The sequence below is a fragment of the Rhodococcus sp. NPDC003383 genome, assembly GCF_053589115.1.
In genome coordinates, this window is sequence record NZ_JBSFRG010000011.1 from 113,295 (window position 1) to 136,399 (window position 23,105).

A 23,105-nucleotide genomic window follows, 5' to 3' on the forward strand; every position below is an offset into this window, starting at 1 on the left:
CTTGCACTCCCCCGGGTGGGGTGTCGGTCAGCGCAACCGGCGGGGCCCGAGATCCAGCGGGTGCGGCTCGGGACCGATCCGCAGATGCGCGTCGGTCAGTTCGGCGCCGATCGCCGACGCAAGGACCGGTTCGCACGCGATCTCCCGCACCTCGGGTAGGTCGTCGGCGAGCGCGGAGATGCGCTGGACGAAATCGACCAGTGCGGCCTTGCTGACGGGAGCGGCGTTGCGGTACCCGGACAGCAGCGGAGCGGCCTTCGGCGCGTCGATGAGTTCTGCGGCCTCGTCCTCGGTGAGCGGCAGGACCCGGTAGGCGCGGTCGCCGAGCAGATCGGAGATGACCCCGGCGAGCCCGAAGGAGATCAGCGACCCGAACGACGGGTCGTCCTGAACGCGCACGACGCAGCCGATGCCCTTGGTGGCCATCTTCTGCACGTGCATGAGCGGTTCACCGGACGCCGCCGCCAGGTCGCGGTAGGCGACCCGGACCGCTTCGCCGTCGAGCAGGTCGAGGCGCACGCCACTGAGATCCGGCCGGTGCCGCCACTGGGCGCCGGTGGCCTTCACCGCCACCGGGTATCCGATCTCGTCCGCCGCCGCGACGGCCTCGTCGGCGGTGGTCACGGCCCGGAAGTCGGCGACGTGCACCCCATAGCAGGACAGCAGCAGGGCCGCTTCGGAGTCGGACAGCCACCGGCCGTCGGGAGAATTGGCGAGCCAGCCGTCGACGAGGCCACGCGCCCGCTCCGGGTCGATGCCGGACGGACGGACCACCTGGGAGGTGGGGCGACTGCGCCATTTCGCGTACCGCCACGCCCGGGCCAGGGCCCGGATCGCGCGTTCCGGCCCCGGATAGGACGGCACCGACCCGCGGATCGGGTTGCCCTCGGCGTCGCGGACCGCGAGCACGTCCGGGATGCCCTCGGTCGCGAGGAACGTGCTGACCACGGGCTTCTCGGAACCGGCGACGACGTCGCGCAGCGCCTGCGCGTACGGTTCGACGGTCACGGCGACCGGCGGCACGAACACCGCGATCACGGCGTCGACGTCGGGCGCGTGCACGGCCTTCGCGACCGCGTCGGCGAATTCCTGCGGGCTGGCCTGCGCACCCAGGTCGTTGGGGGTTCCCGGCTGCAGTCCCTCGCTGCGGGCGGCGTCGACCGCCAGCATCCCGAGCGCGGTCGAGTTCCCGACGACCGCGACGCGCGGGCCCGCGGGCAGGGGCTGGTAGCCGAACAACAGTGCCGTGTCGAACAGCTGCGCGATGGAGTCGACCTGCACGACACCTGCCTGTTCGAACAGATCCTTGACGATGGTGTCGTCCATCTCCCCGGTGTTCGCGGCCAGCGCCGGCGGCACCGCGTGGCGGCCGCTCTTGACCGCGACGATCGGCTTGCTCCGGGCGACCCGGCGGGCGATGCGCGAGAACTTGCGCGGGTTGCCGAAGCTCTCCAGGTAGAGGAGCACGACTTCGGTCGCGGGATCGGTGTCCCAGTACTGCAGCAGGTCGTTGCCGGACAGGTCGGCGCGGTTACCGGCCGAGACGAACGACGACAGCCCGACACCGGTCTTGGCGGCCTCGTCCAGGATGGCGATGCCGAGCGCGCCGGACTGGCAGAAGAAGCCGACGTTGCCGGCCGCCGGCAGCACCGGAGCGAGGGTCGCGTTGAGCCGCACGGTCGGGTCGTTGTTCGCGACACCGAGCGCGTTCGGCCCGATCAGCCGCATGCCGTGTGCCCGCGCCGCGTGCGCGAGGCGACGTTCGGAATCGCGGCCCTCCGGACCGGTCTCGCCGAACCCGGACGACACCACGAGCAGGGCCTTGACGCCCTTGGCGAGGCAGTCGTCGAGCACGGCGTCGATGGCCTCGGCAGGCACCGCGGCGATGGCGAGATCCACCTCGTCGGGAATGTCCCGCACGGTCGGGTAGGCGCGCACGCCGCGCACCGAACGGTGTTCCGCGTTGACCGGATAGACGGGTCCGGTGAATCCGCTGCGCAGCATGTTCACCAGCACGGTGTTGCCGACCTTCCGGCTGTCGGTGGAGGCGCCGATGACCGCGGCGCTGCGGGGGCTGAGCAGGTTGCGGACGCTGCGCGCCTCGGCGGCACGTTCGCGGGCGTTGCGCACCGACACCAGCGCCTCGGTCGGGTCGATCGCGAACTCGAGGCGGACCACACCGCCCTCGAAACTGCGGCTGACCTGGTATCCGGCCTCACGGAAGACTGTGATCATGTTGCGGTTCTCGGCGAGGACCTCCGCGACGAACCGGTGGATGTCGTTCTCCGCGGCCGCCCCGGCGAGATGCTCGAGCAGGATGGGTCCGAGCCCGCGTCCCTGGTGCGCATCGGCGACCGTGAACGCGACCTCGGCGGATCTGCCGTCTCCCTCACCGGGCAGCCCCTCGTACCGGCCGACGGCGATGATCTCGTCGCCGAGCACCGCGACGAAGGCGACCCGTTTGTGGTGGTCGACGACGGTGAAGTTGAACAGATCCTTCTTCGAGATCGTCGGGTAGGGACCGAAATAGCGCAGATACCGCGTGCGATCGGAGAGTTTGGAGTGGAACTCGAGGAGCCGTTCGGCGTCCTCCGGGACGATCGGCCGCAGGTGCACGGCCCCGCCGTCGGAGGCCAGGACGTCGGCGACCCAGTGACGGGGGAAGTTTCGCGCGACCTCGATCGCGCGCTCCTGGGCTGCCTTCTTCTCCGCTTCTGCTGCGGCCTTCGCCGCGTCCGCCTCCGAAACAGCGGGCGTGCCGTCGGGATCAGTCACGGGGGTCCTCCGGATCCAGGCCGAGCAGGGGGAAGGTGGCACGTCGCGTGGCGATGATCGCCGAATCGATCCGGGTCAGGGCTCGATCGAGGGAGGCGATGCCGGTCTCCGGGGTGCCGCCGGGACCGTCCCATTTCAGATAGGACACGTCGCCGCCCTCCCCCATCGTGGTCGGCAGATCCACCCCGGGTGCGATCGTCGCGACCCGTTCGCGCCATTCCTCGGGAACGGCGGTGGCCGGATCGATCTCCCGATCGAGTGCCGCCGCGATCAGGTGGGTCCACGCGCGGGGCACGACGCGCACGAGGCCGTATCCGCCGCCGCCGACGGCGAGCCAGCGGCCCTCGCAGTACCGGTCGGCGAGGTCGCGCATCGCAAGATAGGAGGCGCGTTGCCCGTCGACGGTCAGCGACAGGTCGGCGAGGGGATCCTCGCGGTGGCTGTCCGCCCCGCACTGGCTGATCAGGATCTGCGGCCGGAAAGCCGCGATCGCACCGGGAACGATGGCGTGAAATGCGCGCAGCCACAGCGAATCCACCGTGCCGGGCAGCACCGGGATGTTGATGGCCGTGCCCTCGGCGGCACCGGAGCCGATCTCGCTGGACCATCCGGTGTTCGGCCACAGGGTGGCCGGATGCTGGTGGATGGACACGGTCAGCACCCGGGGGTCGCCGAGGAAGGCGTGCTGGACACCGTCGCCGTGATGGGCGTCGACGTCGATGTAGGCGATGCGGTCGTAACCCTGGTCGAGCAGCCACGAAATCGCGATCGCCGCGTCGTTGTACACGCAGAATCCGGCGGCCCAGTCGGCCATGGCGTGATGCATGCCACCCCCGATGCTCACCGCGCGCACGGCGCGCCCGGCGGCGATCTCGCGCGCGGCGGCCAGCGTGCCGCCCGCGAGGATCGCACCGGCCTCGTGCATGTGCGGGAAGATCGGATTGTCCTCGGTGCCGAGGCCGTGAGCGGCATCGGGTTCGACGTGCCCGGAATCCGGTTGCTGCGCACCGGCGCGTTTCACCGCCTCGACGTATCCGGGGGTGTGGATCCGCAACAGCTCGGCGTCGGTTGCGGCTGTGGGCCGGACGGTTTCGACGCCGTCGAGCAACCCGATGTTCCGGGACAGCGCCATCGTCAGATCGAGTCGTGTCGGGTTCATCGGATGGGTCGGGCCCCATCGGTAGCCGAGATAGTCCGGGCTCCACACCACAACGCGATCGCCGTCCAGATGTGCCGAACCGCCGGTCGCGGTGGATGTGGTGGTCATGCCTGCAGACGCTACTGCGCGGCCCTGGTCGACGCGAGCACCGCGCGGCCCCACCGCACGTTTCGTCCGGCTAGAATCGGCCGCAGACGAAGGGGTGTGAGAGTGAAGGACCTGGTCGATACCACGGAGATGTATCTCCGGACGATCTACGACCTGGAGGAGGAAGGCGTGGTGCCCCTGCGGGCGCGCATCGCCGAACGCCTCGAGCAGAGTGGGCCGACCGTCAGCCAGACCGTTGCGCGGATGGAGCGCGACGGTCTCCTGCGCGTGGCCGGCGACCGCCATCTGCAGTTGACCGAGAAGGGCCGCGACCTCGCGGTGTCGGTGATGCGCAAGCATCGCCTGGCCGAGCGGCTGCTGGTCGATGTGATCGGACTCGACTGGGAGAACGTGCACGCCGAGGCGTGCCGCTGGGAACACGTCATGAGCGAAGAGGTCGAACGTCGCCTCGTGGAGGTTCTCAACAATCCGACGACCTCCCCGTACGGCAACCCGATCCCCGGGCTGGCGCAGCTCGGACTGAACCGTCCCGCAGCGGAGGACGAGAAGCTGGTGCGGCTGACCGAGATCCCGCCCGGTAAGCCGACCGCGGTGGTCGTGCGACGACTGGCCGAGTACGTGCAGTCCGATCCCGACGTGATCGCGCGACTGCGGGAGGCCGGAGTCGTTCCGGACGCGCGCGTTACAGTCGAGACGAAGCCCGGGTCGGTGATCATCACGGTCGCCGGCCACGAGGGTTTCGAACTGTCCGACGAAATGGCTCATGCCGTTCAGGTGAAGCAGGTCTGATCGAGGTCCTCTTCGCCGGCGGGTACCGGGCCGGCGAAGAGGGGTCGACGATCGTGAAGCTTCTGGTGACCGGCGGTGCCGGATACGTGGGTAGCGTGTGCAGCACCGTCCTGCTCGAACAGGGTCACGAGGTGGTGATCGTCGACGACCTGTCGACCGGGAACGCGGACGCGGTGCCCGCGGGCGCGGAGTTCGTCGAGGGCGACATCGGGAAGGTCGCCGCCGAGGTTCTCGGCGTGGGCGCGGACACGCCGCGGTTCGACGGGGTGCTGCACTTCGGCGCGCAGTCGCTGGTCGGCGAATCCGTCGAGGTTCCCGAGAAGTACTGGCAGGGCAATGTCGTGACGACACTCGCACTGCTCGAGGCCATCCGGCTCTCCGGGACGCCGCGTCTGGTGTTCTCGTCGACGGCCGCGACCTACGGTGAGCCCGAACAGGTTCCGATCACCGAGGACGCGCCGACCCGGCCCACCAATCCGTACGGCGCTTCCAAACTCGCGATCGACCATGCGATTTCGTCGTACTCGCATGCACACGCCCTGGCCGCGACGAGCCTGCGGTACTTCAACGTCGCCGGCGCCTATCACGGCGCAGGCGAAAACCGCGTCGTCGAAACCCATCTCATTCCGCTCGTGCTGCAGGTGGCATTGAAGCAGCGCGACCACATCTCGGTGTTCGGCACCGACTGGCCCACCAAGGACGGCACCGCGGTCCGCGACTACATCCACGTCAAGGACCTCGCCGACGCGCATCTGCTGGCCCTGAACTCGGCGCGGCCGGGCACGCACACGATCTACAACCTCGGCAGCGGAGAGGGATTCAGTGTCCGCGAGGTGATCTCGGCCTGCGAACGCGTCACGGGTCTGCCGATCCCCGCGGTGGACGCGCCGCGCCGCGCCGGCGATCCGGCCGTGCTCGTCGCGTCGAGCCGCCGCGCCATCGAGGAACTCGGATGGGAACCCAAGCACACCGACCTCGACGAAATCGTCTCGGACGCATGGGATTACCTCCGCGATCTGGGCGACCGCTCGCACGCCGCGCGGCGCTGAGGTCACCCCGCGGGATCCGGTGGCGGTAGCGGGACACCGAGCCGCGCCGCGATCTCGAATCCCGTATCGGCGAGACCACGCACGGTCTCCGGGCGCAGACCCGCCTGCAACGCCTGATCGAGCAGGTCGGCCAGCCGGTGCCGCGGGTTCGCCTCGAGAGCCACCCCGAGCGCGACGCCGGCGAAGGGCCCGTCTCCGCGGATGTACGCTCCGAATCCGACGAGCGCGGCCGCCTCGGCGCGCTCGGGGTCGGGCAGCGACCGCGTCAGCGTGATCCACAGGCGCTCGGCCGCATCCGCGTACGGGCCGGCCGCGAGCGCCAGCACGGCGTCGCGGACCGTCGGATTCGACAGCAGCACAGCGAGTTCCGCCATCTCCGGCGCGAGTGGCTCGATTCCGTTGTCGTGATCGGCGATACGGTCCAGGACCGTTTCCAGTTCCATCCGGTCCGCGTGGTCGCGGCCACCCGCCCGGACCGCGTATTCGTAGGCCAGGTCGCGGGAGTCGACCGCCTCGTCGATGTACCCGGCGACGCGACTGCGCACCGGCATCGGCATCGGTTCGAGTACCTCCGCCAGCTCGGTACGTGATCGCCGGATGAGCCCGCCCTCGTAGACGCGGGCGACGGCGACCGGAGAGGCGGTCGGATCCGGCACCGTTCCGCGTCGCGCCTCGCGGCCGAGGGCGAACCATTCGCTTCCGCTGCCGATCTCCGGCACCGCGTGCACCCCGGCCACGTCGATGCCGTGGTGCGCCAGTTCCGCGATCAGGGCGTCGACGACCCGGCGGGCACGGTCCACCGCCGGGCTGTCCGGCCGGTCCAGCAGGGCGTCGACGAGGACGACGAGAACCGCTTCGGCCCCGTCACGCGCACACACCGTGCCGAAGCGGGCGAACGCCGCGCCCATCAGCTCGGGGACCGGTTCGTCGCCGTCCGGGAGCAGCAGGTCGTGCCGCATGACGGCACCGATCGCGGCGGTACCCGGGGTGTCGCGCGACGGGCTCAGGCTCACGACGATCACGGAGCGGGCCGGGGTGAACCCGAGGAGGGCGGGGATCGCGGCGATCAGTTCACCGGGTTCGGTCAGCCGCAGCGGGCGGGAGGACGAGGCGAATGTGGTCATGCGCCGACCTTCCCCGATCCGTGGGCCGCTCGGGCGGGCCGACGACGGGAATCGCGGAATCTGGGGATGGATCGGGCGCCTGTGGACAACTTTCGCCGCACTGCGGTGATCAGGCACCCCTGGAGCCGGGATTGTCGGACCCGGCTGATAGCGCGTCGGGCTACCGGGGCCGAGTCACCCCGCGAGGATTCGCGCGACCGCGGCGTCGTAGACGATGCCGAGGTTGTCGAGGTCGGGGTCGTCGGCCCCGAACGACATGTAGGTCACGAGCAGCCGGAGGTCCCCGATCTGCGCGATGCGGGTGCGCATCGACTGGGTGACCGCGTCGTCTCCCCTCCCGGATCGCACCGTGCGGGACAGCTCGAGGGTCTCGACCCCCGCCGCCGGGGACGGCGGCGCGGATTCGGGCACCGTCGTGACGGTCGCGGTGGCCCCGCGGTGGGTGGTGTCGATCTCCGGGCAATCCGCGAGGTAGGTGCGCAGGTTCTCGAGCGGGGCTGCGCCCGCGACGAGTTCGACGCTGATGGTGGCCCGCCGGTCGTTGTCGGTGCCCACGACCATGGCGGTGCCGTCCGGCCCGTAGTCCTGGGCGGGTGGCAGGCACCCCGGCGGGTTCACCTTGGCACCGACCGGGACACCGGTCAGGTCCGGGGCGGCCTGTGCGACGGCCTGCGGTGGCAGGACGACGGCCACGTAGGGCTCGGGGAATTCCTCGGGGGGCAGCAGCAGCTCCGCCGGAGGCCGTGACGATTGTGTCGCCGGTGCGGTCGCCGCAAGACCGTCGACCGAGGACGCCTGCGGAAGGGGCGCACCCGGGACGGTGGTCGCGCACGCGGTGACGACGAGCAGCGCCGGCAGTGCCGCGACCGCCGCCGATCGTGCGCGCCGGAACCGGCCCCGCGAGTGGGATTCTCGACGATCGTGCCCTGCCACTGGGACCTCCGACGCTCGACGACCCGGTCCCGTGCCCGGGCATGAGCCGTTCACCGGTTCAACTAGACTCGTTGTCCACCATGCCACGTCGCGTGCCTTCGGGTCTCGCGGGTGGTTCAGACGATCGGAGTGTTTGCATGGACGAGCAGTCCCGCATGTACGAGCTGGAGTTCCCCGCTCCGCGCCTGACGTCGGCGGATGGTCGGGGTCCAGTGCTCGTGCACGGACTGGAAGGGTTCGCCGACGCCGGGCATGCGGTGCGGCTGGCGACGACGCATCTGCGGGAGAGCCTCGAGACCGAACTGGTCGCGTCGTTCGCAGTCGACGAGCTGATCGACTACCGCTCGCGCCGGCCGCTGATGACGTTCAAGTCCGATCACTTCTCGGACTACGCCGCGCCCGAGCTGAACCTGTACGCGCTCGTCGACACCGACGGGACTCCGTTCCTGCTGCTCGCCGGCGTGGAGCCGGACCTGAAGTGGGAGCGGTTCATCACCGCGGTGCGGCTGCTGGCCGAGCAGTTCGGGGTGCGCCGGACCATCGGGATCAACGCGATTCCGATGGCGATCCCGCACACCCGCCCGCTGGGGGTCACGGCCCATTCGACGAACAAGGATCTGATCGCCGACCACCATCGCTGGTCCGGCGAGCTGCGGGTGCCGGCCGGGGCGTCGTCGCTGCTCGAGCTGCGGATGGCGCAGCACGGGCACGAGGCCGTCGGGTTCTCCGTCCACGTTCCCCACTATCTCGCGCAGACGGACTACCCGGCCGCAGCCGAGACGTTGCTCGAGCAGGTCGCGGAGGTCGCGGATCTGAAGCTGCCGCTGGAGGCGCTCGGTCAGGCCGCGGCGCGGGTGCGCGAGCAGGTCGACGAGCACATCGGCGACAACGAGGAGGTCCAGACGGTGGTCCGCGCGCTCGAACGTCAGTACGACAGCTACGTGGCCGCGCAGGAGCAGCAGGCGTCTCCCCTGCCCACCGACGAGAGCCTGCCGACGGGCGAGGAACTGGGTGCGGAGTTCGAGCGGTTCCTGGCCGAGTACGAGCGTCGAGACGACGATCCGGGCACGACGCCGTAGGCGAAGTTACGGTCCGGCAGCGGTCGGACCTGCGGCGATTACCGCGCGGTTACTTTGCTGTTACTCTTCGTGTTGTTCGGGCCACATACAGTCGGTACGCTCACCGAGCATGCAAGAGTGGGCAGGCGGTAGGAACACCGGCCGGCCTTCCGACGGTCCTCGTGACCCCGGATCCTCGCGACGTCGTCAGGAGACGTTCATGGGTACAGCGCGCACGCGGAAACTCCGCCCGGTTCCCGATTCCGAACCGCGTTTGGTCTTCCGCACGATCCACGGTTACCGCCGCGCCTTCCGGCTCGCCGGGAGCGGTCCCGCGCTGCTGCTGATCCACGGGATCGGTGACAACTCGTCGACGTGGCAGGAGGTGATCCCCCACCTCGCGGAGAACTACACCGTCATCGCCCCCGACCTGCTCGGTCACGGCCGTTCCGACAAGCCGCGCGCCGACTACTCGGTCGCCGCGTACGCGAACGGCATGCGCGATCTGCTGTCGGTCCTGGACATCGACAAGGTCACCGTGATCGGGCACTCGCTCGGCGGCGGCGTCGCGATGCAGTTCGCCTACCAGTTCCCGCACATGGTCGACCGCCTCATCCTCGTCTCCTCCGGCGGCGTCACCAAGGACGTGCATCCGGTCCTGCGTCTGGTCTCGATGCCGGTGTTCGCCGAGGTGCTCAAGCTGCTGCGGCTGCCCGGCGCCCTGCCCGCGGTCAAGCTCACCGGCAACGTGCTGAGCCGGCTGCATGGCACCCCCCTGCGTCCGGGCGCACTGCTGCACGACACCTCCGATCTTGTTCGGGTTCTCAGCGAACTGCCCGATCCCACCGCCTACGAGGCGTACCTGCGTACCCTCCGCGCGGTCGTGGACTGGCGCGGGCAGGTCGTCACCATGCTCGACCGCTGTTACCTGACCGAGAACCTGCCGGTCCAGCTCATCTGGGGCGATCGCGACAGCGTGATCCCGGTCGGCCACGGCTATCTCGCCCATTCCGCGATGCCGGGCTCCCGGCTGGACATCTTCCGCGGTGCCGGGCACTTCCCGTTCCGCGACGATCCGATCCGGTTCCTGCGAGTCGTCGAGGAGTTCCTCACCACCACTGCCCCGCTCGAATTCGACGCCGAACGCTGGCGGCAGCTGCTCATCGCCGGTGTCAGCGAAAGCCAGATCGGCGGCGGTCCCGAAACCCGTATGGCCGTCCTCGACGCGATGGGCGCCGACGAGCGCAGCGCCACCTGACGAGCGCGGCGCCACCCGGACACGGACCGTGGCCCGCTGTCCGGACACGGACCGTGGCCCGCTGTCGGGTGAAGGCCGACTAGCCTGTAACGGTGCTGCTGCCGGATCTGATCCCCGACCCCGTCGACGAGGACTCGCTGTTCGACGCCTTCACCTCCTGGACGACGGACAGGGGCCTGACGCTCTATCCCGCGCAGGAGGAAGCGCTGATGGAGATCGTCGCCGGCTCGAACGTGATCCTGGCGACGCCGACGGGTTCGGGAAAGTCGATGGTGGCGCTCGGTGCGCACTTCTTCGCCCTCGCCACCGGCAAGCGCACCTTCTACACCGCACCCATCAAGGCACTGGTCAGCGAGAAGTTCTTCGCGCTGTGCGAGGTGTTCGGCGCCGACCTGGTCGGGATGATGACCGGTGACGCCTCGGTGAATTCGGGTGCGCCGATCATCTGCGCGACCGCGGAGATCGTCGCGAACCTCGCGTTGCGGGAGGGCGCGGACTCGGATATCGGTCAGGTGATCATGGACGAGTTCCACTTCTACTCGGAACCGGACCGCGGCTGGGCGTGGCAGGTTCCGCTGATCGAACTTCCGCACGCGCAGTTCCTGCTGATGTCGGCGACGCTCGGGGACGTCAGCCGGTTCCGGGACGATCTGACGCGCCGCACCGGCAGGCCCACCACGGAAGTCTCCGGCGCCGAACGTCCGGTGCCGCTCACGTACTCGTATTCGCTCGCGCCGATCGGCGAGGCCATCGAGGAACTCGTCACCACACATCAGGCTCCCGTCTACGTCGTGCATTTCACGCAGGCCGCCGCACTCGAACGCGCCCAGGCACTCATGAGCGTGAACATGTGCAGCAAGGCGGAGAAGGAGGCGATCGCCGAGGCCATCGGCGCGTTCCGCTTCTCGACGGGCTTCGGCAAGACGCTGTCACGGCTGGTGCGCCACGGCATCGGTGTGCACCACGCGGGCATGCTGCCGAAGTACCGGCGACTCGTCGAGCGCCTCGCCCAGGACGGACTGCTCAAGGTGATCTGCGGGACCGACACCCTCGGCGTGGGGATCAACGTTCCGATCCGCACCGTCCTGCTGACGGGCCTGACCAAGTTCGACGGCACCCGCATGCGCCAGCTCAAGGCCCGCGAATTCCACCAGATCGCCGGACGCGCCGGACGCGCCGGGTTCGACACGATGGGCACGGTGGTCGTGCAGGCACCCGAGCACGAGATCGAGAACCATCGCGCGCTCGCCAAGGCGGGCGACGATCCCAAGAAGAAGCGGAAGGTGCAGCGCAAGAAGGCACCCGAGGGTTTCGTGTCCTGGGGCGAGGCGACGTTCGAGAAGATCGTGGCCGCACCGCCCGAGCCGATGGTCTCGCGCTTCCGCGTCACCAATTCGATGCTGCTCAACGTCATTGCCCGTCCCGGCAACTGCTTCGACGCGATGCGTCACCTGCTCGAGGACAACCACGAGCCCCGCAAGGCACAGCGCCGCCACATCCTGCGCGCGATCGAGCTGTATCGGGGTCTGCTGCAGGCCGGGATCGTCGAACGCCTCGACTCCCCCGACGAGGACGGCCGCTGGGCGCGGCTGACCGTCGACCTGCAGCGTGACTTCGCGTTGAACCAGCCGCTGTCGCCGTTCGCGCTCGCCGTCCTCGAACTGCTCGACATGGAATCCCCCACCTACGCGCTCGATGTCGTGTCGGTGATCGAGTCGACCCTCGACGACCCGCGGCAGATCCTGTTCGCCCAGCAGCACGCCGCGCGCGGCGAGGCGGTCGCGCAGATGAAGGCGGACGGGATCGAGTACGACGAGCGCATGGAGCTGCTCGAGGAGGTCACCTGGCCCAAGCCCCTCGCGGAGCTGCTCGAGCCGGCCTTCGAGACCTACCGGGCCGGGCATCCCTGGGTGTCCGAAACGCCGCTGTCACCGAAGTCGGTGGTGCGGGACATGGTCGAGAAGTCGATGACGTTCTCCGAACTCGTCTCGCACTACGGCCTCGCCCGTTCCGAAGGGCTGGTGCTGCGCTATCTCGCGGACGCGTACCGGGCGCTGCGCCAGACCGTGCCGGATTCGGCGCGCACCGAGGAACTCGAGGACCTCACCGAATGGCTCGGGGAATTGATCCGCCAGGTCGATTCGTCGCTGCTCGACGAGTGGGAGCAGCTCGCCAACCCCGCTGTCGAGGCGGACGACCAGCAGCTCGCCTTCGGCGCGGACACGCCGCGCCCGATCTCCGCGAACCCCCGCGCGTTCAAGGTGATGGTGCGCAACGCGATGTTCAAGCGGGTCGAACTCGCGTCCCGGAAGCGGTGGGACGAATTGGCCGAGCTCGGTGACGGACTCGAGGCCGAGGACTGGGCGGATCTGCTCGAGCTGTACTTCGACGAGTACGACGAGATCGGCACCGGACCGGACGCACGCGGTCCGGGGCTGTTCTCCGTCGTGGAGGAACCGACGCTGTGGCGGGTCCGGCAGACGCTCGCCGATCCCGCGGGCGATCACGGCTGGGCGCTGATCGGCGAGGTGAACCTGGCCGAGTCGGATGCCTCCGGCGAGGTGGTGTTCGACGAGTTCGAGATCGTCGAGGGCTGAACGATGCTGCTTCGTCAGGCCCGCCTCGCTCCCGGCGCGGACCCGGCCGACCTGCGGATCCACGACGGCCGTGTCGGCGGCAGTGCCGGGGACGACGGTGCCGGGGAGGTCGTCGATCTCGGCGGCCGCCTGGTGCTGCCCGGGCTGTGGGATTCGCACGTGCATTTCGACCAGTGGGCGCTGTCGCAGGCCGCGCTCGATCTGTCGGGTGCGCGCTCGGCCGCGGAGGTGGTTGCGTTGTTCGCGACCCGTCTCGAGGAACCGGAACCGGATGTGGTGGTGGCGCACGGGTTTCGGGACGGCTTGTGGCCGGACGAGCCGAACGCTGCGCTGCTCGACGCGATCGCGCCGCACCGGCCGCTCGTCGCGGTCAGTGCCGATCTACACAGTGCGTGGCTCAATACCGCTGCCCTGCAGCATTTCTCGCTCGCTCCGCATCCGACCGGCCTGCTGCGCGAAGCCGAGTTCATGCCGCTGATGAACGAGCTCCAGCGCGTCGACCCCGACGTGCTCGACCGGTGGGTGGACGAGGCCGCCCGCGCGGTCGCCGCCCGCGGGGTGGTCGGAATCGTCGACTTCGAGATCGCGGACAACATCACCGCGTGGTCGCGGCGCATCACTGCAGGGACCGACCGGCTGCGGGTGCGCTGCGGTATCTGGCCGCAGTGGCTCGACGCCACGATCGACGCGGGATGGCGCACCGGCGACGAGATCCCGGGCACCGGCGGGCTGGCCACGGTCGGGCCGATGAAGGTGATCGTCGACGGGTCGCTCGGCACCCGCACCGCCTACTGCCACGATCCGTATCCCGACGGAGACCACGGGGTGCTCACCGTGCCGCCCGACGAGCTCGCGCGGTGGATGACGCGGGCACGCGACCACGGCATCGATTCCGCGATCCACGCGATCGGCGACCGCGCGTGCGAGCACGTGCTGGACTGCTTCGAGACGACCGGGACGCGCGGCAGCGTCGAGCACGCACAGCTGGTCGCCGACGCGGACTTCGCCCGCTTCGCGCAGCTCGGAGTCACCGCGAGCATCCAGCCCGCGCACGTACACGACGACGCCGAACTCGCCGACCGGTACTGGGCGGGTCGCACCGCCCGCGCGTTCCCGTACGGCACGCTGCTCGGCTCGGGCGCGACGCTCTCGCTCGGTTCGGACGCCCCGGTCGCACGGCTCGATCCGTGGCTGACGCTGGCCGCCGCCGTCGACCGCACGCTCCCCGACGGACGGGTGTGGCATCGGGAGCACGAGTTGCCGTGGCCGGTCGCGCTCGCCGCGTCCACCGGCGGCCGGGAGCGGGTCACGGCCGGCGATGTCGCCGATCTGGTGGTGCTGAACGCCGACGCGCTTCCTGCGACCGGGGCAGCACTCGCCGAGACCCGGTGTGGGGCACGATGCTCGGCGGCCGCTGGACCTACGGGCCTCTCTGCGAGAACTGAACCCCCACGACGGTACCCTGACCGGGTGAGTGACGAGTCTCCGCAGGTGTTCCGGCTGGCCTATGTCCCGGGGGTCACCCCGGCGAAGTGGGTGCGGGTGTGGACCGAGCGGATGCCCGACATCCCGATCGAACTGGTGCCGGTCCCGTCCACGTCCGGTGCCGCGTGCGTGCGCGAGGACCAGGCGGACGCCGCGCTGCTGCGGCTGCCCCTCGAACGCGACGGCCTGTCGGTGATCAGCCTCTACACCGAGGTCTCGGTCGTGGTGGTTCCGGCCGAGCATGCGATCGCGGCGGTCGAGGAGGTCTCGGTCGCCGACCTCGAGGAGGAGACCGTCCTGCATCCGCTCGACGACGTGCTGGACTGGGCGAAGCTTCCGGGCGAGGAGGCCTTCGAACGTCCGGAAACCACCGAGGGTGCGATCTCGCACGTCGCCTCCGAGGTCGGGGTTCTCGTCACCCCGCAGTCGCTGGCCCGGCTGCATCACCGCAAGGACCTGACGTACCGCCCGGTGGTGGACGCTCCGCAGTCCCAGGTCGGTCTCGTGTGGCTGACCGACCGGACCACCGATCTCGTCGACGAGTTCGTCGGGATCGTGCGCGGCCGTACCGCGAACAGCTCGCGGGGACGGCAGGACGAGCCCGACAAGAAGGCGAAGCGGCGCGGCGAACGGCAGGGTTCACAGCCCCGGAAGGTCGTGGGCGACAAGAAGCCGAAGACGCGGCGTGGCAACGCCGGGCGCCCCAAGAGCGCCGGCCGGGTCCGGAAGCGTCGCGGCTGAGCATCGCCCGGACCGGCGGCCACGTTTCAGCGAGGCATCATGTCCTGCCACGTGGCCGGCTCGGCACCGGCGGCCAGATCACCCTGCCGGTACAACTGCCCGTCCGGGCCGAAGTACCGTCCGGTGTGCGGATCGTATTGCGCCGAAGCAGGTTCCGATTCCGACTCCGCTCCGCGCGCGCTCGGGATCGGTGGGAGCGACGCCTCGGGCGCCACGAGGGATCCGTCGGGGTTGTATCGCGAATCCTGCGGCAGCCCTTGCGCTTCCAGGTTCGGGTCGTACGGATAGGGACCGACGACCGGCTGCTCGGTGGCGAGGGGCACGAATTCCTGATCGCTGTTGCACAATTCGGCGGTCGCCGCGCGCTTGTCGGGATTGTTGGCGCAAGGGATGTTTCGGGCGCCGCGGACGGCGATCTGCGAATCCTGTGGGAGCTTGCAGTACAGGTCCTCCGGGGTGTCGACGGTGTCGGTTTCGTACGGCGGTCGCCACTGCGACGGCGGCAGGAAGCCGACAGTGCAGGCGGGCGGATCGGAGATCCCGCCGATCCGGAAGTCCCCGAGCCCCAGACCCGAGGCGTTTCTCGACGGTTGCACGGCCTGGATCATCGACACCGCCGGCGGCAACAGCACGAGCAGCTGTTCGAGTCCCGCGTTGTAGGTCACAGCGAGTTGGCCGACGGTGGTGAGATTCGCCAGCAGCACCGGCAGGGTCAGGTCGACCGTGTCGAACAGGGCAGCGGTTTCCTGCGCGAAGCCCGGGCCGGTTCGCAGCACCGTGCGCAGCTGCGGGTCGTCGGATACGACCTGTCCGGTCACCCCCGCCAGACTGCGGGTCCACTTCTCGATCGCGTCGAGGCTCTGCACCTGCGAATCGAGCAGGGGCACCGTGTCCTCGATCAGCGTCCGGGCGCGGTCCGCGACACCGCTCGCGTCTGCCGCGAGCGTCGACGACGAATCCAGCAGCGAACCCAGGTCGTAGCCGACTGCGCCCACACCGGCATGCATCTCGTCGAGCAGGTCGTCGAGTTTACCGGTCGGGATACTCCCGACGAGCGCACTGAGGTTGTCGAGCATGGGACCGACAGGCTGGGGCACGATCGCGTCGGCCGCGTCGATCACGGCACCGTCTTCGAGGAAGGGCGCCCTGTCGCTGCGCGGTCGCAGATCGACGTACTGCTCCCCCACCGCGGACACACTCCGAACGTGCGCTTCCAGGTCCGCCGGGATGTCGTGGTCGTCGTCGAGCGAGAGTGTCGCCCGAACTCCGCCCGGAGTCAGGTCTACGGCGGTGACCTTTCCGACCTCGACGCCGCGGTAGGTGACGTTCGCGAACCGGTACAGGCCGCCGGCGGACGGCAGGTCGACGGTGACCCGGATGCGGCCGACGCCGACGAGCGACTGAGCCTGGATGTAGACGAACGTCGTGACGAGCAGCCCGACGAGCCCGAGCACCGCGAACGCGACGAGCTGGAACCGGACGAAGCGCGACAGGATCATCGGGTGCCTCCCACCGCGGCCCCGAGCGGATCGCGGGTCGGCTGCGCATAACCCGGATCACCGACCGCCGCCTGCACCACCGCGTTCGGATCACCCCACGGTGTACCGAGCAACAGTTCGCGCTGGAGCCGGGGCACGGTGAGGTCGACCGTCGCGAACAGGTTCAGGTAGTCGCCGCGCACCGCCCGGTCGATCACGGACTGGCCGTACGGGTAGACCGTCGCGTATGCGAGGGCCTTGTCGAGGTCGGCGCCGACGTCGGCGAGGGCACGCAGTGTCGGCTCGAGGTGCTCGAGGTTGGTCACCAGATCCTGCCGGGTGTCGGTGACGACGCCGGTCGCGGTGTCGCTGAACGTCCGGAGCCTGTCGAGCGCGGTGGTGAACGCCGGACGTTCCCGCAGCAGTGTCTCGAGGGCGGCGGGCAGCCGGTCCAGCACGTCCGCGACCACGTCCCGCTGCCCGGACACGGTGCCGGCGAGGCGCTCGAGCCCGTCGATGGTCGCGACGATGTCGGCGCGCTGGGTGTCGAGCGTGCCGACGAAGGTGTCGAGCCGGGTGAGCAGGTCGCGTACCGCGTCCTCGCGCCCGCCGAGCGCGTCGTTGAGGTTGGTGACGATGTCGCCGATCTGGCCGAGACCACCCCGGTTGAGGACCACCGCCGCGGCCGCGAGGGTGCGTTCCGTCGACGGGTACGTCGCCGAGCGATCGAGGCCGATCGTGGCACCGGGGGCCAGTCGCCCTTCGGGTGGTGAACCGGCCGGGGCGTTCAGCGCCAGGTGGCTCGAGCCGAGCAGGCTGGTCTGCCCGACGGTGGCGACCGCGTTCGCGGGGACGGCGACGTCCTTCTCCACGGATACCTCGATGTCCGCGTGCCAGCCGTGGACGACCATGCGGCCGACGCTGCCGACGACGACGTCGTCGATCATGACCGGCGAATTCGATTCGAGGGTGCCCACATCGGCCATCTCGACGGTGAAGGTGTACGAGCCCTCGCCGCGACCCGGTGTTCCCGGCAGGGGCAGCGAGTTCACCCCGTCCCACGCACAGCCGGACGCCGTCGACGCGACAACTGCGGCAGCCAGGAGCATCGCGGGCGTACCCCGCGGGACGGCGGATGTTCGAGATCTCATCGCGGCGTTCCTCCTCCGGGAAGCAACAGGTCGAGCAGGCTCGACGCGGGCGTCGCGGCCGGGGCGTTCACTCCCCCGCCGGCCGGAATCAGGTGGGGTTCGGTGTAGATGAGGTTCTCGGGCCGCGCGGACGGTCCCTTCACCGGGTTGATCGGGGTCGGAAGATAGTTGAACGTCAGCTGATTCAGCAGCGGGCCGAGGTACCGGACGCACTTGTCCGCCGATTCCTGCGAGGTCGAGTTCTCGACGGCGGCGATCCCGGCGCACACGAACTGGATCGGGTTCGAGAAGTTGTTGACGACGAAAACCCCTGCCTCGGTAGCGGTATCGGGATTGTAGATGTTGTAGAAGTTGGCCATGCTCGTCGGGAAGATGTGCAGCAACTGTTCGACGTCGTCCTTGTTGTCCACGAGATTCTGCGTCACGTTCACCAGACGCTCGATCTGTTCACCGGCGCGGTCGCGGTTGTTCGCGACGAACCGCTGCACGTCGCCGACCGCGACGGACAGGTTCGTCACCGCCGCGTCGAGGTCGGTGGTGTTGTCGTCGAGCACGCTGGTCAACGTGGCGAGCCGGTTCTCGAAACTGACGATCTGCACGTTGCTGTCCCGCAGGGTCGTCACGAAGGTCTGCAACGCCGCGACGATGTCCACGATGTCGCCGCTACCGTCGGCGAGAACCCTTCCGGCACCGGATAATTGCTCGATGGTGCTGCGGAGCTTGTCGCCGTTGCCGGCGAGCGCGTCGGCGGTGCTGTCGACGAATCGTCCCACCGCACTGGCTGAGAGGTCGCCGTCCGGGCCGAGTTCCGCCGCGAGACGGGTGAGCTCGGTCTTGACCTCGTCCCACTCGACGGGAACCGCGGTGCGTTCGAGGGGGATCGTGGCGCCGTCGGCCATCGTCTCACCGGAGCTGCGGTAGGCCGGTGTCAACTGGACGTAGCGGGCCGCGACCAGGCTCTGGGCCACGATCACCGCGCTCGCGTCCGCGGGTATCGGGACACGCCGATCCACGGCCATCACGATCTCGGCGGTGGTACCGCGAGGCTCGATCGAGACGATGTGCCCCACCTCGACGCCCGCGACACGCACCCCGTCGCCCTCGTAGATCGCGGTGGCGGTTGTGAACACCGCACGGATCGTTCTGGGGCCGAACAGCTCTCGGTACCCGATCGCGGAGGCGACGGCGATGCCGCAGACGAGAACGGCTGCGGCGAGCAGAACGATCGTGCGGCGTGTCATCGCGGCTCCTGACCGGGGACGGGGAACACGGCCGGCGGATCGACGCCGAGGGCCTGGTCGACGAACGGTTGGATCATGTGCCCGTCGACGAGGTTGGCGACGAACGCGTTGTAGAACGGGCCGCCGGAGACGGCCTCGCCCTGGGTCAGTGCGACCTTCGCGAGTCCGGGCAGCGCCGCGGCGATGTTGTCCCGGTTCTCCTCGAGCAGCGCCGCGACGGAGTTCAGCCGGTCGAGCGTCGGGGCCAGTTCGGCCTCGTTGTCGGCGACCAGGCTCGACAACTGCTCGGACACCGCGGCGGTGTTCGCGAGCAGGTCCACGATCGCCTGCCTTCGTTCGGCGAGGACGGCGACCAGGGTGTTCGCGTCGAGGATCAGGGTGTTCACCTGCGCGCTGCGGTCGGCCAGAATGCCGGTGACATCGCGCGTCGCGGTGAGCAGGTCGCGCAGGGACTCGTTGCGGTCGTTGAGCGAGCGCGACAGTTCCGTCAGTCCGTCGAAGGTCGGGCCCAGCTGCGGCTCGATGCGCTCGAGGGTCGTGGACAGCAGGTCCAGGGAGCGGTTCACCGCGTCGGTGTCGATGCCGGACACGTTCGTCGTCAGGTCCCCGACCGCATCGGTGAGCGAATACGGCGACGACGTGCGGTCGGTGGGGATCACCTCGTTCGGGCGCAGCAGGCCCGGCCCGTCCGACACCAGTGTCAGGATCCGTTTGCCGAGCAACGAGCCGGTCTTGATGTGGGCGGTGGTGGCCGATCCGAGCCGCACCGACGAATCGACGGAATACTCGACCAGCGCATCACCGTCGAGCAGCGACACCTTCGACACGGTGCCGACCTCGACACCGGAGACGACGACGTCGTCGCCGGCCCGGAGCCCACCGGCTTCGACGAATCTCGCGCGGTACGGCAGTGTGGTCGCCGCCGTGACGAACGCCTGCGCCTGCAGCCCCACGAGCAGGATGCACGTGATCAGGACGGTCCCGATGATGCCGTTCCGGATCAGGTTGGCAGATCGATAGCGCAGCATGTCAGGGAGCGCACCTTCCCGAGTCCTGTTCGATCCACGGCAACTGGACCGTCTCGCCGTTCTCGTCGGTCACCCGCACCGAGATGGCGCAGATGTAGTACTGGATGAAGTTTCCGTACGCGCCGACCCGCACGAGCTTGCGGAAGTTCTCGGGAGCTTTCTCGAGCGCGGAGTCGAGACGTTGCTTGTCGTCGTCGAGAAGTGGTGCGAGCCGCGCGAGTTCGTCGACGGCGCCCGCGAGCGGGGGCCGTGCCTGCGTGAGCAGGTCCGTCATCGACGCCGTGCCGGTGTCGAGGGCTTCGATCGCGGCACCGATGGGGTCGCGTTCCGCCGACAGTTCGCCCACGAGCCGTTCGAGGCGGTCGATCGTCGCGGTGAAATCGCCGCCGCTGTCGGACAGCGTGGTCATCACCCGGTTCAGATTGTCGATCAGGCTCTGGACGAGCTCGCTGTTCGCCGCGAGTTCGTTCGAGAACGAGGACGTCCGCGCCAGCAGTGACTCGACGGTGCCGTCCTGACCCTGCAGGATCTGCAGCAACGACGAGGTGAGTGCGTTGACCTCGGTCGGATCGACGCTGTCGATGACGGGTTTGAATCCGCCGAGCAACAGGTCGAGGTCCAGGGCCGGTGCGGTCTGCTCGACCGGGATCTCGGCGCCGGCGGGGAGAATCTGCGTCGACCCCGGTCCTTCGTGGAGCGCGAGGTAGCGGTCCCCCACCAGGTTCAGGTACCGAACCGCCGCCGTTGTGCCGGTGGTGAGCACGAGTTCGCGGTCCGCGTCGAATGTCACCGCGACCGAGTGGTCGTCGCGCAACGCCACGTCGGAGACGGTGCCGACGCGGATACCGGCGATCCGCACCGGGTCGCCGGAGCGCAGGCCCGACGAATCCTCGAACACCGCCGAATAGATGGTCGTCGCGCCGGTCCGGTATTCCCCGAAGACGAGGACGAGGAGGCCGGACAGCGCCAGCATCACGGCGGCGAAGGCGCCGAATCGGAGGATCGGGCCGTTCCGGGTACTCATCACGGCCCCCGGTCCGGTAGCGCGGGAAACAGGTTCGGCAGGGCGGGAATCGGATTCGGCAGGGCCGGGATGCCGAACGGTACCGGGGGTGCCGGATCCGGCTCTGCCGGTCCGGCGACCCGCCCGAGCAGCGCCTCCGACAGCCCTTCGACGGTGACCGCCTGGCGTCCGGAATCGAACGGGTCGGCACCGACGTCGGCGACCACGAACGGCGGGCGGCCTTCGTATGGCACCGGCAGGACCGAACATTGGGGTCCACCGGAGGCGGCGACCTTCGGCAGGTCCTCCGGATACCGATACGGGTCGGTGCCCCACAGGAAGTTCGCGGACAAGCCGAGCCCTTCCACGTCCACCGGTTTCGAATCGGCGAGGAAGGCCAGGCCCGTCAGGGAACAGGTCAGCGCCTCGTTGTACTCGTCGGTGAGTGTAGTGGTCGGCACCAGCAGATCGAGCAGCGTCGTCAGCCCGTCCCGATTCCGGGCGAGCACGGGCTGCCCGGCGTCGGACAGCCCGATCATCCCGAGGAGGAAGGCGTCGAGATTGTGTTCCTCGTCGACGACGGTGTCGCCGATGGATGCGGCGTTCGCACCGGTCGTGATCAGGTCGGGTGCGGTGTCCGCGTAGGTGGAAGCCACCGCCGGCGCCAGCGCGAGGTCCGTGACCAGCGCGGGCAGGGCCGGTTCGATCGCGCCGAGGACGGAGTCGAGGTCGACGAGCATCTGCCCGAACCGGTCGCCGCGACCGTTCATCGCGGCGGCGACCGCGCCGAGAGTCTCGTTCAGCTTCTCCGGCTGTATCCGGTCGAGGACGTTCACGAGTTGTTCGAAGACGGTGTTGATTTCGACGGTGACGTGTTCCGATTCGAGAACCCGGCCCGCTTGCAGGGGCACCGGAGACGGGTCGGCCGGCGGGAGGAACTGCACGAACTTCGCTCCGAACACGGTGGTCGACGCGATGTCGACGGAGACGTTCGACGGGATCGCCTGCGTCTGTGCGGGATCGAGCGCGAGGGTGATCTCGGCCAGGCCGTCCGGACGGGCCGTGACGGAGTCCACCCTGCCCACCGTCACCTCGCGCATCTTCACCTTCGCGTCGGGATACATCACCAGCCCGGCGCGGGGCGAGAGCACCGTGACCGGCACACTGCCGGTGAAACGCCCGTCGAACAGGGCGGCCGCACCGGCGACGATGCCGGCGAGCACCGCGATCGCCGCGAGCCCGGCGAGGGGCCGGAGCACCTTCGGTCCCATTTCCACCTCGCTATCCGGACAGGTTGAAGTTGCCGTTGGCGCCGTAGACCGCCAGCGAGACGAGCAGGGTGACCGAGACGACCGCGATGAGCGACGTGCGGACCGCGTTCCCGACGGCGGTACCGACGCCCGAGGGCCCACCGGCGGCGAAGAACCCGAAGTACGTGTGTATCAACAGGATTGTCAACGCCATGAGGAACGCCTGCAGGAAAGACCACAGCAGATCGATCGGATTCAGGAACGTCGCGAAGTAGTGGTCGTAGAGTCCGGCGGACTGACCGAGCAGGAACACGGTGGTGAATCGGCTCGCGAGGAACGAGGCGACGACGGCCAGTGCGTAGAGCGGGGTGATGGCGATCAGGCCTGCGACGATGCGCGTGCCGACGAGGTAGGCGATCGGTTCGATGCCCAGCGATTCGAGTGCGTCGATCTCCTCGTTGATCCGCATCGCGCCGAGTTGCGCGGTGGCGCCGGCACCGAAGGTCGCGGCGAGACCGATCCCGGCGACGACCGGCGCGGAGATCCGCACGTTGATGAACGCGGAGAGGAAGCCCGTGAGCGCTTCGATACCGATGTTCCCGAGCGAGCTGTAACCCTGCACCGCGAGGGTGCCGCCGGTCGCCAGGGTGAGAAACCCGACGATGACGACGGTCCCGCCGATCACCGCGAGAGTTCCTGCGCCCATGCTGGTTTCGGCGATCAGACGCAGGGTTTCCCGTCGATAGCGCCAGGCCGCGACAGGGGCGCCGACGAGAGCACGGACGTAGAAGATCGCGTGATCGCCGACCCGGCCGAGTCCGTCGACGGGACGCCGCAGCAGGGCGACCGTGCGCGCGTACTCGGAACTCGGAGGCACG

The 23,105-nt window shown here is 69.3% G+C and carries 17 protein-coding genes and 1 pseudogene; 7 read left to right on the top strand and 11 right to left on the bottom strand.

The annotated features are described in order from the left end of the window. Positions 1-27: 27 nt before the first annotated feature. The gene (locus tag ACWDTS_RS12455; protein WP_450111019.1) at positions 28-2,775 is read right to left on the bottom strand and encodes a bifunctional acetate--CoA ligase family protein/GNAT family N-acetyltransferase; all 2,748 of its coding nucleotides are present in this window, start codon (positions 2,773-2,775) and stop codon (positions 28-30) included. Next, positions 2,768-4,042: an acetoin utilization protein AcuC gene (locus ACWDTS_RS12460; RefSeq protein ID WP_450111020.1), complete on the bottom strand. Its 1,275-nt coding sequence runs from the start codon at positions 4,040-4,042 to the stop codon at positions 2,768-2,770. Before ACWDTS_RS12460 ends, ACWDTS_RS12455 begins: the two co-directional genes overlap by 8 nt. A 102-nt stretch (positions 4,043-4,144) precedes the next feature. Between ACWDTS_RS12460 and ACWDTS_RS12465 the strand changes: the two genes are divergently transcribed. Together ACWDTS_RS12465 and galE are read left to right on the top strand one after the other, a co-directional pair. Then, positions 4,145-4,831 (top strand): iron dependent repressor, metal binding and dimerization domain protein, encoded by a 687-nt coding sequence (locus ACWDTS_RS12465; protein WP_450111021.1) that lies wholly within the window; start codon positions 4,145-4,147, stop codon positions 4,829-4,831. Positions 4,832-4,884: 53 nt separating this feature from the next. Beyond that, positions 4,885-5,880 carry a UDP-glucose 4-epimerase GalE gene (gene galE / locus ACWDTS_RS12470; RefSeq protein ID WP_450111022.1) on the top strand — a complete coding sequence of 332 codons (996 nt, stop codon included), beginning with the start codon at positions 4,885-4,887 and terminating at the stop codon, positions 5,878-5,880. Positions 5,881-5,882: 2 nt separating this feature from the next. Here the strand turns inward: galE and ACWDTS_RS12475 are convergent, their stop codons facing one another. Together ACWDTS_RS12475 and ACWDTS_RS12480 are read right to left on the bottom strand one after the other, a co-directional pair. Further along, positions 5,883-7,004 carry a DUF4192 domain-containing protein gene (locus ACWDTS_RS12475; RefSeq protein WP_450118275.1) on the bottom strand — a complete coding sequence of 374 codons (1,122 nt, stop codon included), beginning with the start codon at positions 7,002-7,004 and terminating at the stop codon, positions 5,883-5,885. Positions 7,005-7,178: 174 nt separating this feature from the next. Continuing rightward, the gene (locus tag ACWDTS_RS12480) at positions 7,179-7,937 is read right to left on the bottom strand and encodes a sensor domain-containing protein (RefSeq protein WP_248676607.1); all 759 of its coding nucleotides are present in this window, start codon (positions 7,935-7,937) and stop codon (positions 7,179-7,181) included. A 137-nt stretch (positions 7,938-8,074) separates the two neighbouring features. Here ACWDTS_RS12480 and ACWDTS_RS12485 point away from each other — a divergent pair, with 137 nt between their 5' ends. The 5 genes and pseudogenes from ACWDTS_RS12485 to ACWDTS_RS12505 all read left to right on the top strand — a co-directional run bounded on the left by ACWDTS_RS12485 (position 8,075) and on the right by ACWDTS_RS12505 (position 15,076). Beyond that, positions 8,075-9,016: a proteasome assembly chaperone family protein gene (locus ACWDTS_RS12485; protein WP_197250962.1), complete on the top strand. Its 942-nt coding sequence runs from the start codon at positions 8,075-8,077 to the stop codon at positions 9,014-9,016. 199 nt (positions 9,017-9,215) lie between these two features. Beyond that, positions 9,216-10,253: an alpha/beta fold hydrolase gene (locus ACWDTS_RS12490; protein ID WP_248676608.1), complete on the top strand. Its 1,038-nt coding sequence runs from the start codon at positions 9,216-9,218 to the stop codon at positions 10,251-10,253. Between the two features lie 92 nt (positions 10,254-10,345). Then, on the top strand, positions 10,346-12,850 hold the full coding sequence (locus tag ACWDTS_RS12495; RefSeq protein WP_248676609.1) for a DEAD/DEAH box helicase: 2,505 nt from the start codon (positions 10,346-10,348) through the stop codon (positions 12,848-12,850). A 3-nt stretch (positions 12,851-12,853) separates the two neighbouring features. Next, positions 12,854-14,179 (top strand): annotated as a pseudogene (locus ACWDTS_RS12500) (amidohydrolase family protein); the annotation flags it as partial. A 213-nt stretch (positions 14,180-14,392) separates the two neighbouring features. After that, positions 14,393-15,076: a LysR family substrate-binding domain-containing protein gene (locus tag ACWDTS_RS12505; protein WP_450111039.1), complete on the top strand. Its 684-nt coding sequence runs from the start codon at positions 14,393-14,395 to the stop codon at positions 15,074-15,076. Positions 15,077-15,102: 26 nt separating this feature from the next. On the opposite strand, the gene ACWDTS_RS12510 is transcribed toward ACWDTS_RS12505, so the two are convergent. From ACWDTS_RS12510 to ACWDTS_RS12540, 7 genes are read right to left on the bottom strand one after another with little or no spacing between them, the layout of a single operon-like run. Beyond that, a complete protein-coding gene (locus tag ACWDTS_RS12510) occupies positions 15,103-16,572 on the bottom strand; it encodes an MlaD family protein (protein WP_450111040.1) in 1,470 nt (489 codons plus the stop codon). Beyond that, the gene (locus tag ACWDTS_RS12515; RefSeq protein ID WP_450111024.1) at positions 16,572-17,705 is read right to left on the bottom strand and encodes an MCE family protein; all 1,134 of its coding nucleotides are present in this window, start codon (positions 17,703-17,705) and stop codon (positions 16,572-16,574) included. Before ACWDTS_RS12515 ends, ACWDTS_RS12510 begins: the two co-directional genes overlap by 1 nt. Further along, positions 17,702-18,946, bottom strand: a complete 1,245-nt coding sequence (locus tag ACWDTS_RS12520) for an MCE family protein (RefSeq protein WP_450111025.1) — start codon at positions 18,944-18,946, stop codon at positions 17,702-17,704. Before ACWDTS_RS12520 ends, ACWDTS_RS12515 begins: the two co-directional genes overlap by 4 nt. Continuing rightward, complete coding sequence (locus tag ACWDTS_RS12525) at positions 18,943-19,974, bottom strand: MCE family protein (protein ID WP_450111026.1); 1,032 nt, start codon at positions 19,972-19,974, stop codon at positions 18,943-18,945. Before ACWDTS_RS12525 ends, ACWDTS_RS12520 begins: the two co-directional genes overlap by 4 nt. Position 19,975: 1 nt before the next feature. Continuing rightward, on the bottom strand, positions 19,976-20,998 hold the full coding sequence (locus ACWDTS_RS12530) for an MCE family protein (RefSeq protein WP_450111027.1): 1,023 nt from the start codon (positions 20,996-20,998) through the stop codon (positions 19,976-19,978). Then, on the bottom strand, positions 20,998-22,248 hold the full coding sequence (locus tag ACWDTS_RS12535) for an MCE family protein (protein WP_450111028.1): 1,251 nt from the start codon (positions 22,246-22,248) through the stop codon (positions 20,998-21,000). Before ACWDTS_RS12535 ends, ACWDTS_RS12530 begins: the two co-directional genes overlap by 1 nt. A gap of 10 nt (positions 22,249-22,258) precedes the next feature. After that, on the bottom strand, positions 22,259-23,104 hold the full coding sequence (locus tag ACWDTS_RS12540; protein WP_248674763.1) for an MlaE family ABC transporter permease: 846 nt from the start codon (positions 23,102-23,104) through the stop codon (positions 22,259-22,261). Position 23,105: the final 1 nt, after the last annotated feature.

What these genes read in the sequence shown, in the direction of transcription:
- ACWDTS_RS12460 (WP_450111020.1), bottom strand. Translation starts at nt 4,042, where the DNA reads ATGACCACCACATCCACCGCGACCGGCGGTTCGGCACATCTGGACGGC.
- ACWDTS_RS12475 (WP_450118275.1), bottom strand. Translation starts at nt 7,004, where the DNA reads ATGACCACATTCGCCTCGTCCTCCCGCCCGCTGCGGCTGACCGAACCC.
- ACWDTS_RS12485 (WP_197250962.1), top strand. Translation starts at nt 8,075, where the DNA reads ATGGACGAGCAGTCCCGCATGTACGAGCTGGAGTTCCCCGCTCCGCGC.
- ACWDTS_RS12490 (WP_248676608.1), top strand. Translation starts at nt 9,216, where the DNA reads ATGGGTACAGCGCGCACGCGGAAACTCCGCCCGGTTCCCGATTCCGAA.
- ACWDTS_RS12515 (WP_450111024.1), bottom strand. Translation starts at nt 17,705, where the DNA reads ATGAGATCTCGAACATCCGCCGTCCCGCGGGGTACGCCCGCGATGCTC.
- ACWDTS_RS12520 (WP_450111025.1), bottom strand. Translation starts at nt 18,946, where the DNA reads ATGACACGCCGCACGATCGTTCTGCTCGCCGCAGCCGTTCTCGTCTGC.
- ACWDTS_RS12525 (WP_450111026.1), bottom strand. Translation starts at nt 19,974, where the DNA reads ATGCTGCGCTATCGATCTGCCAACCTGATCCGGAACGGCATCATCGGG.
- ACWDTS_RS12530 (WP_450111027.1), bottom strand. Translation starts at nt 20,998, where the DNA reads ATGAGTACCCGGAACGGCCCGATCCTCCGATTCGGCGCCTTCGCCGCC.
- ACWDTS_RS12535 (WP_450111028.1), bottom strand. Translation starts at nt 22,248, where the DNA reads ATGGGACCGAAGGTGCTCCGGCCCCTCGCCGGGCTCGCGGCGATCGCG.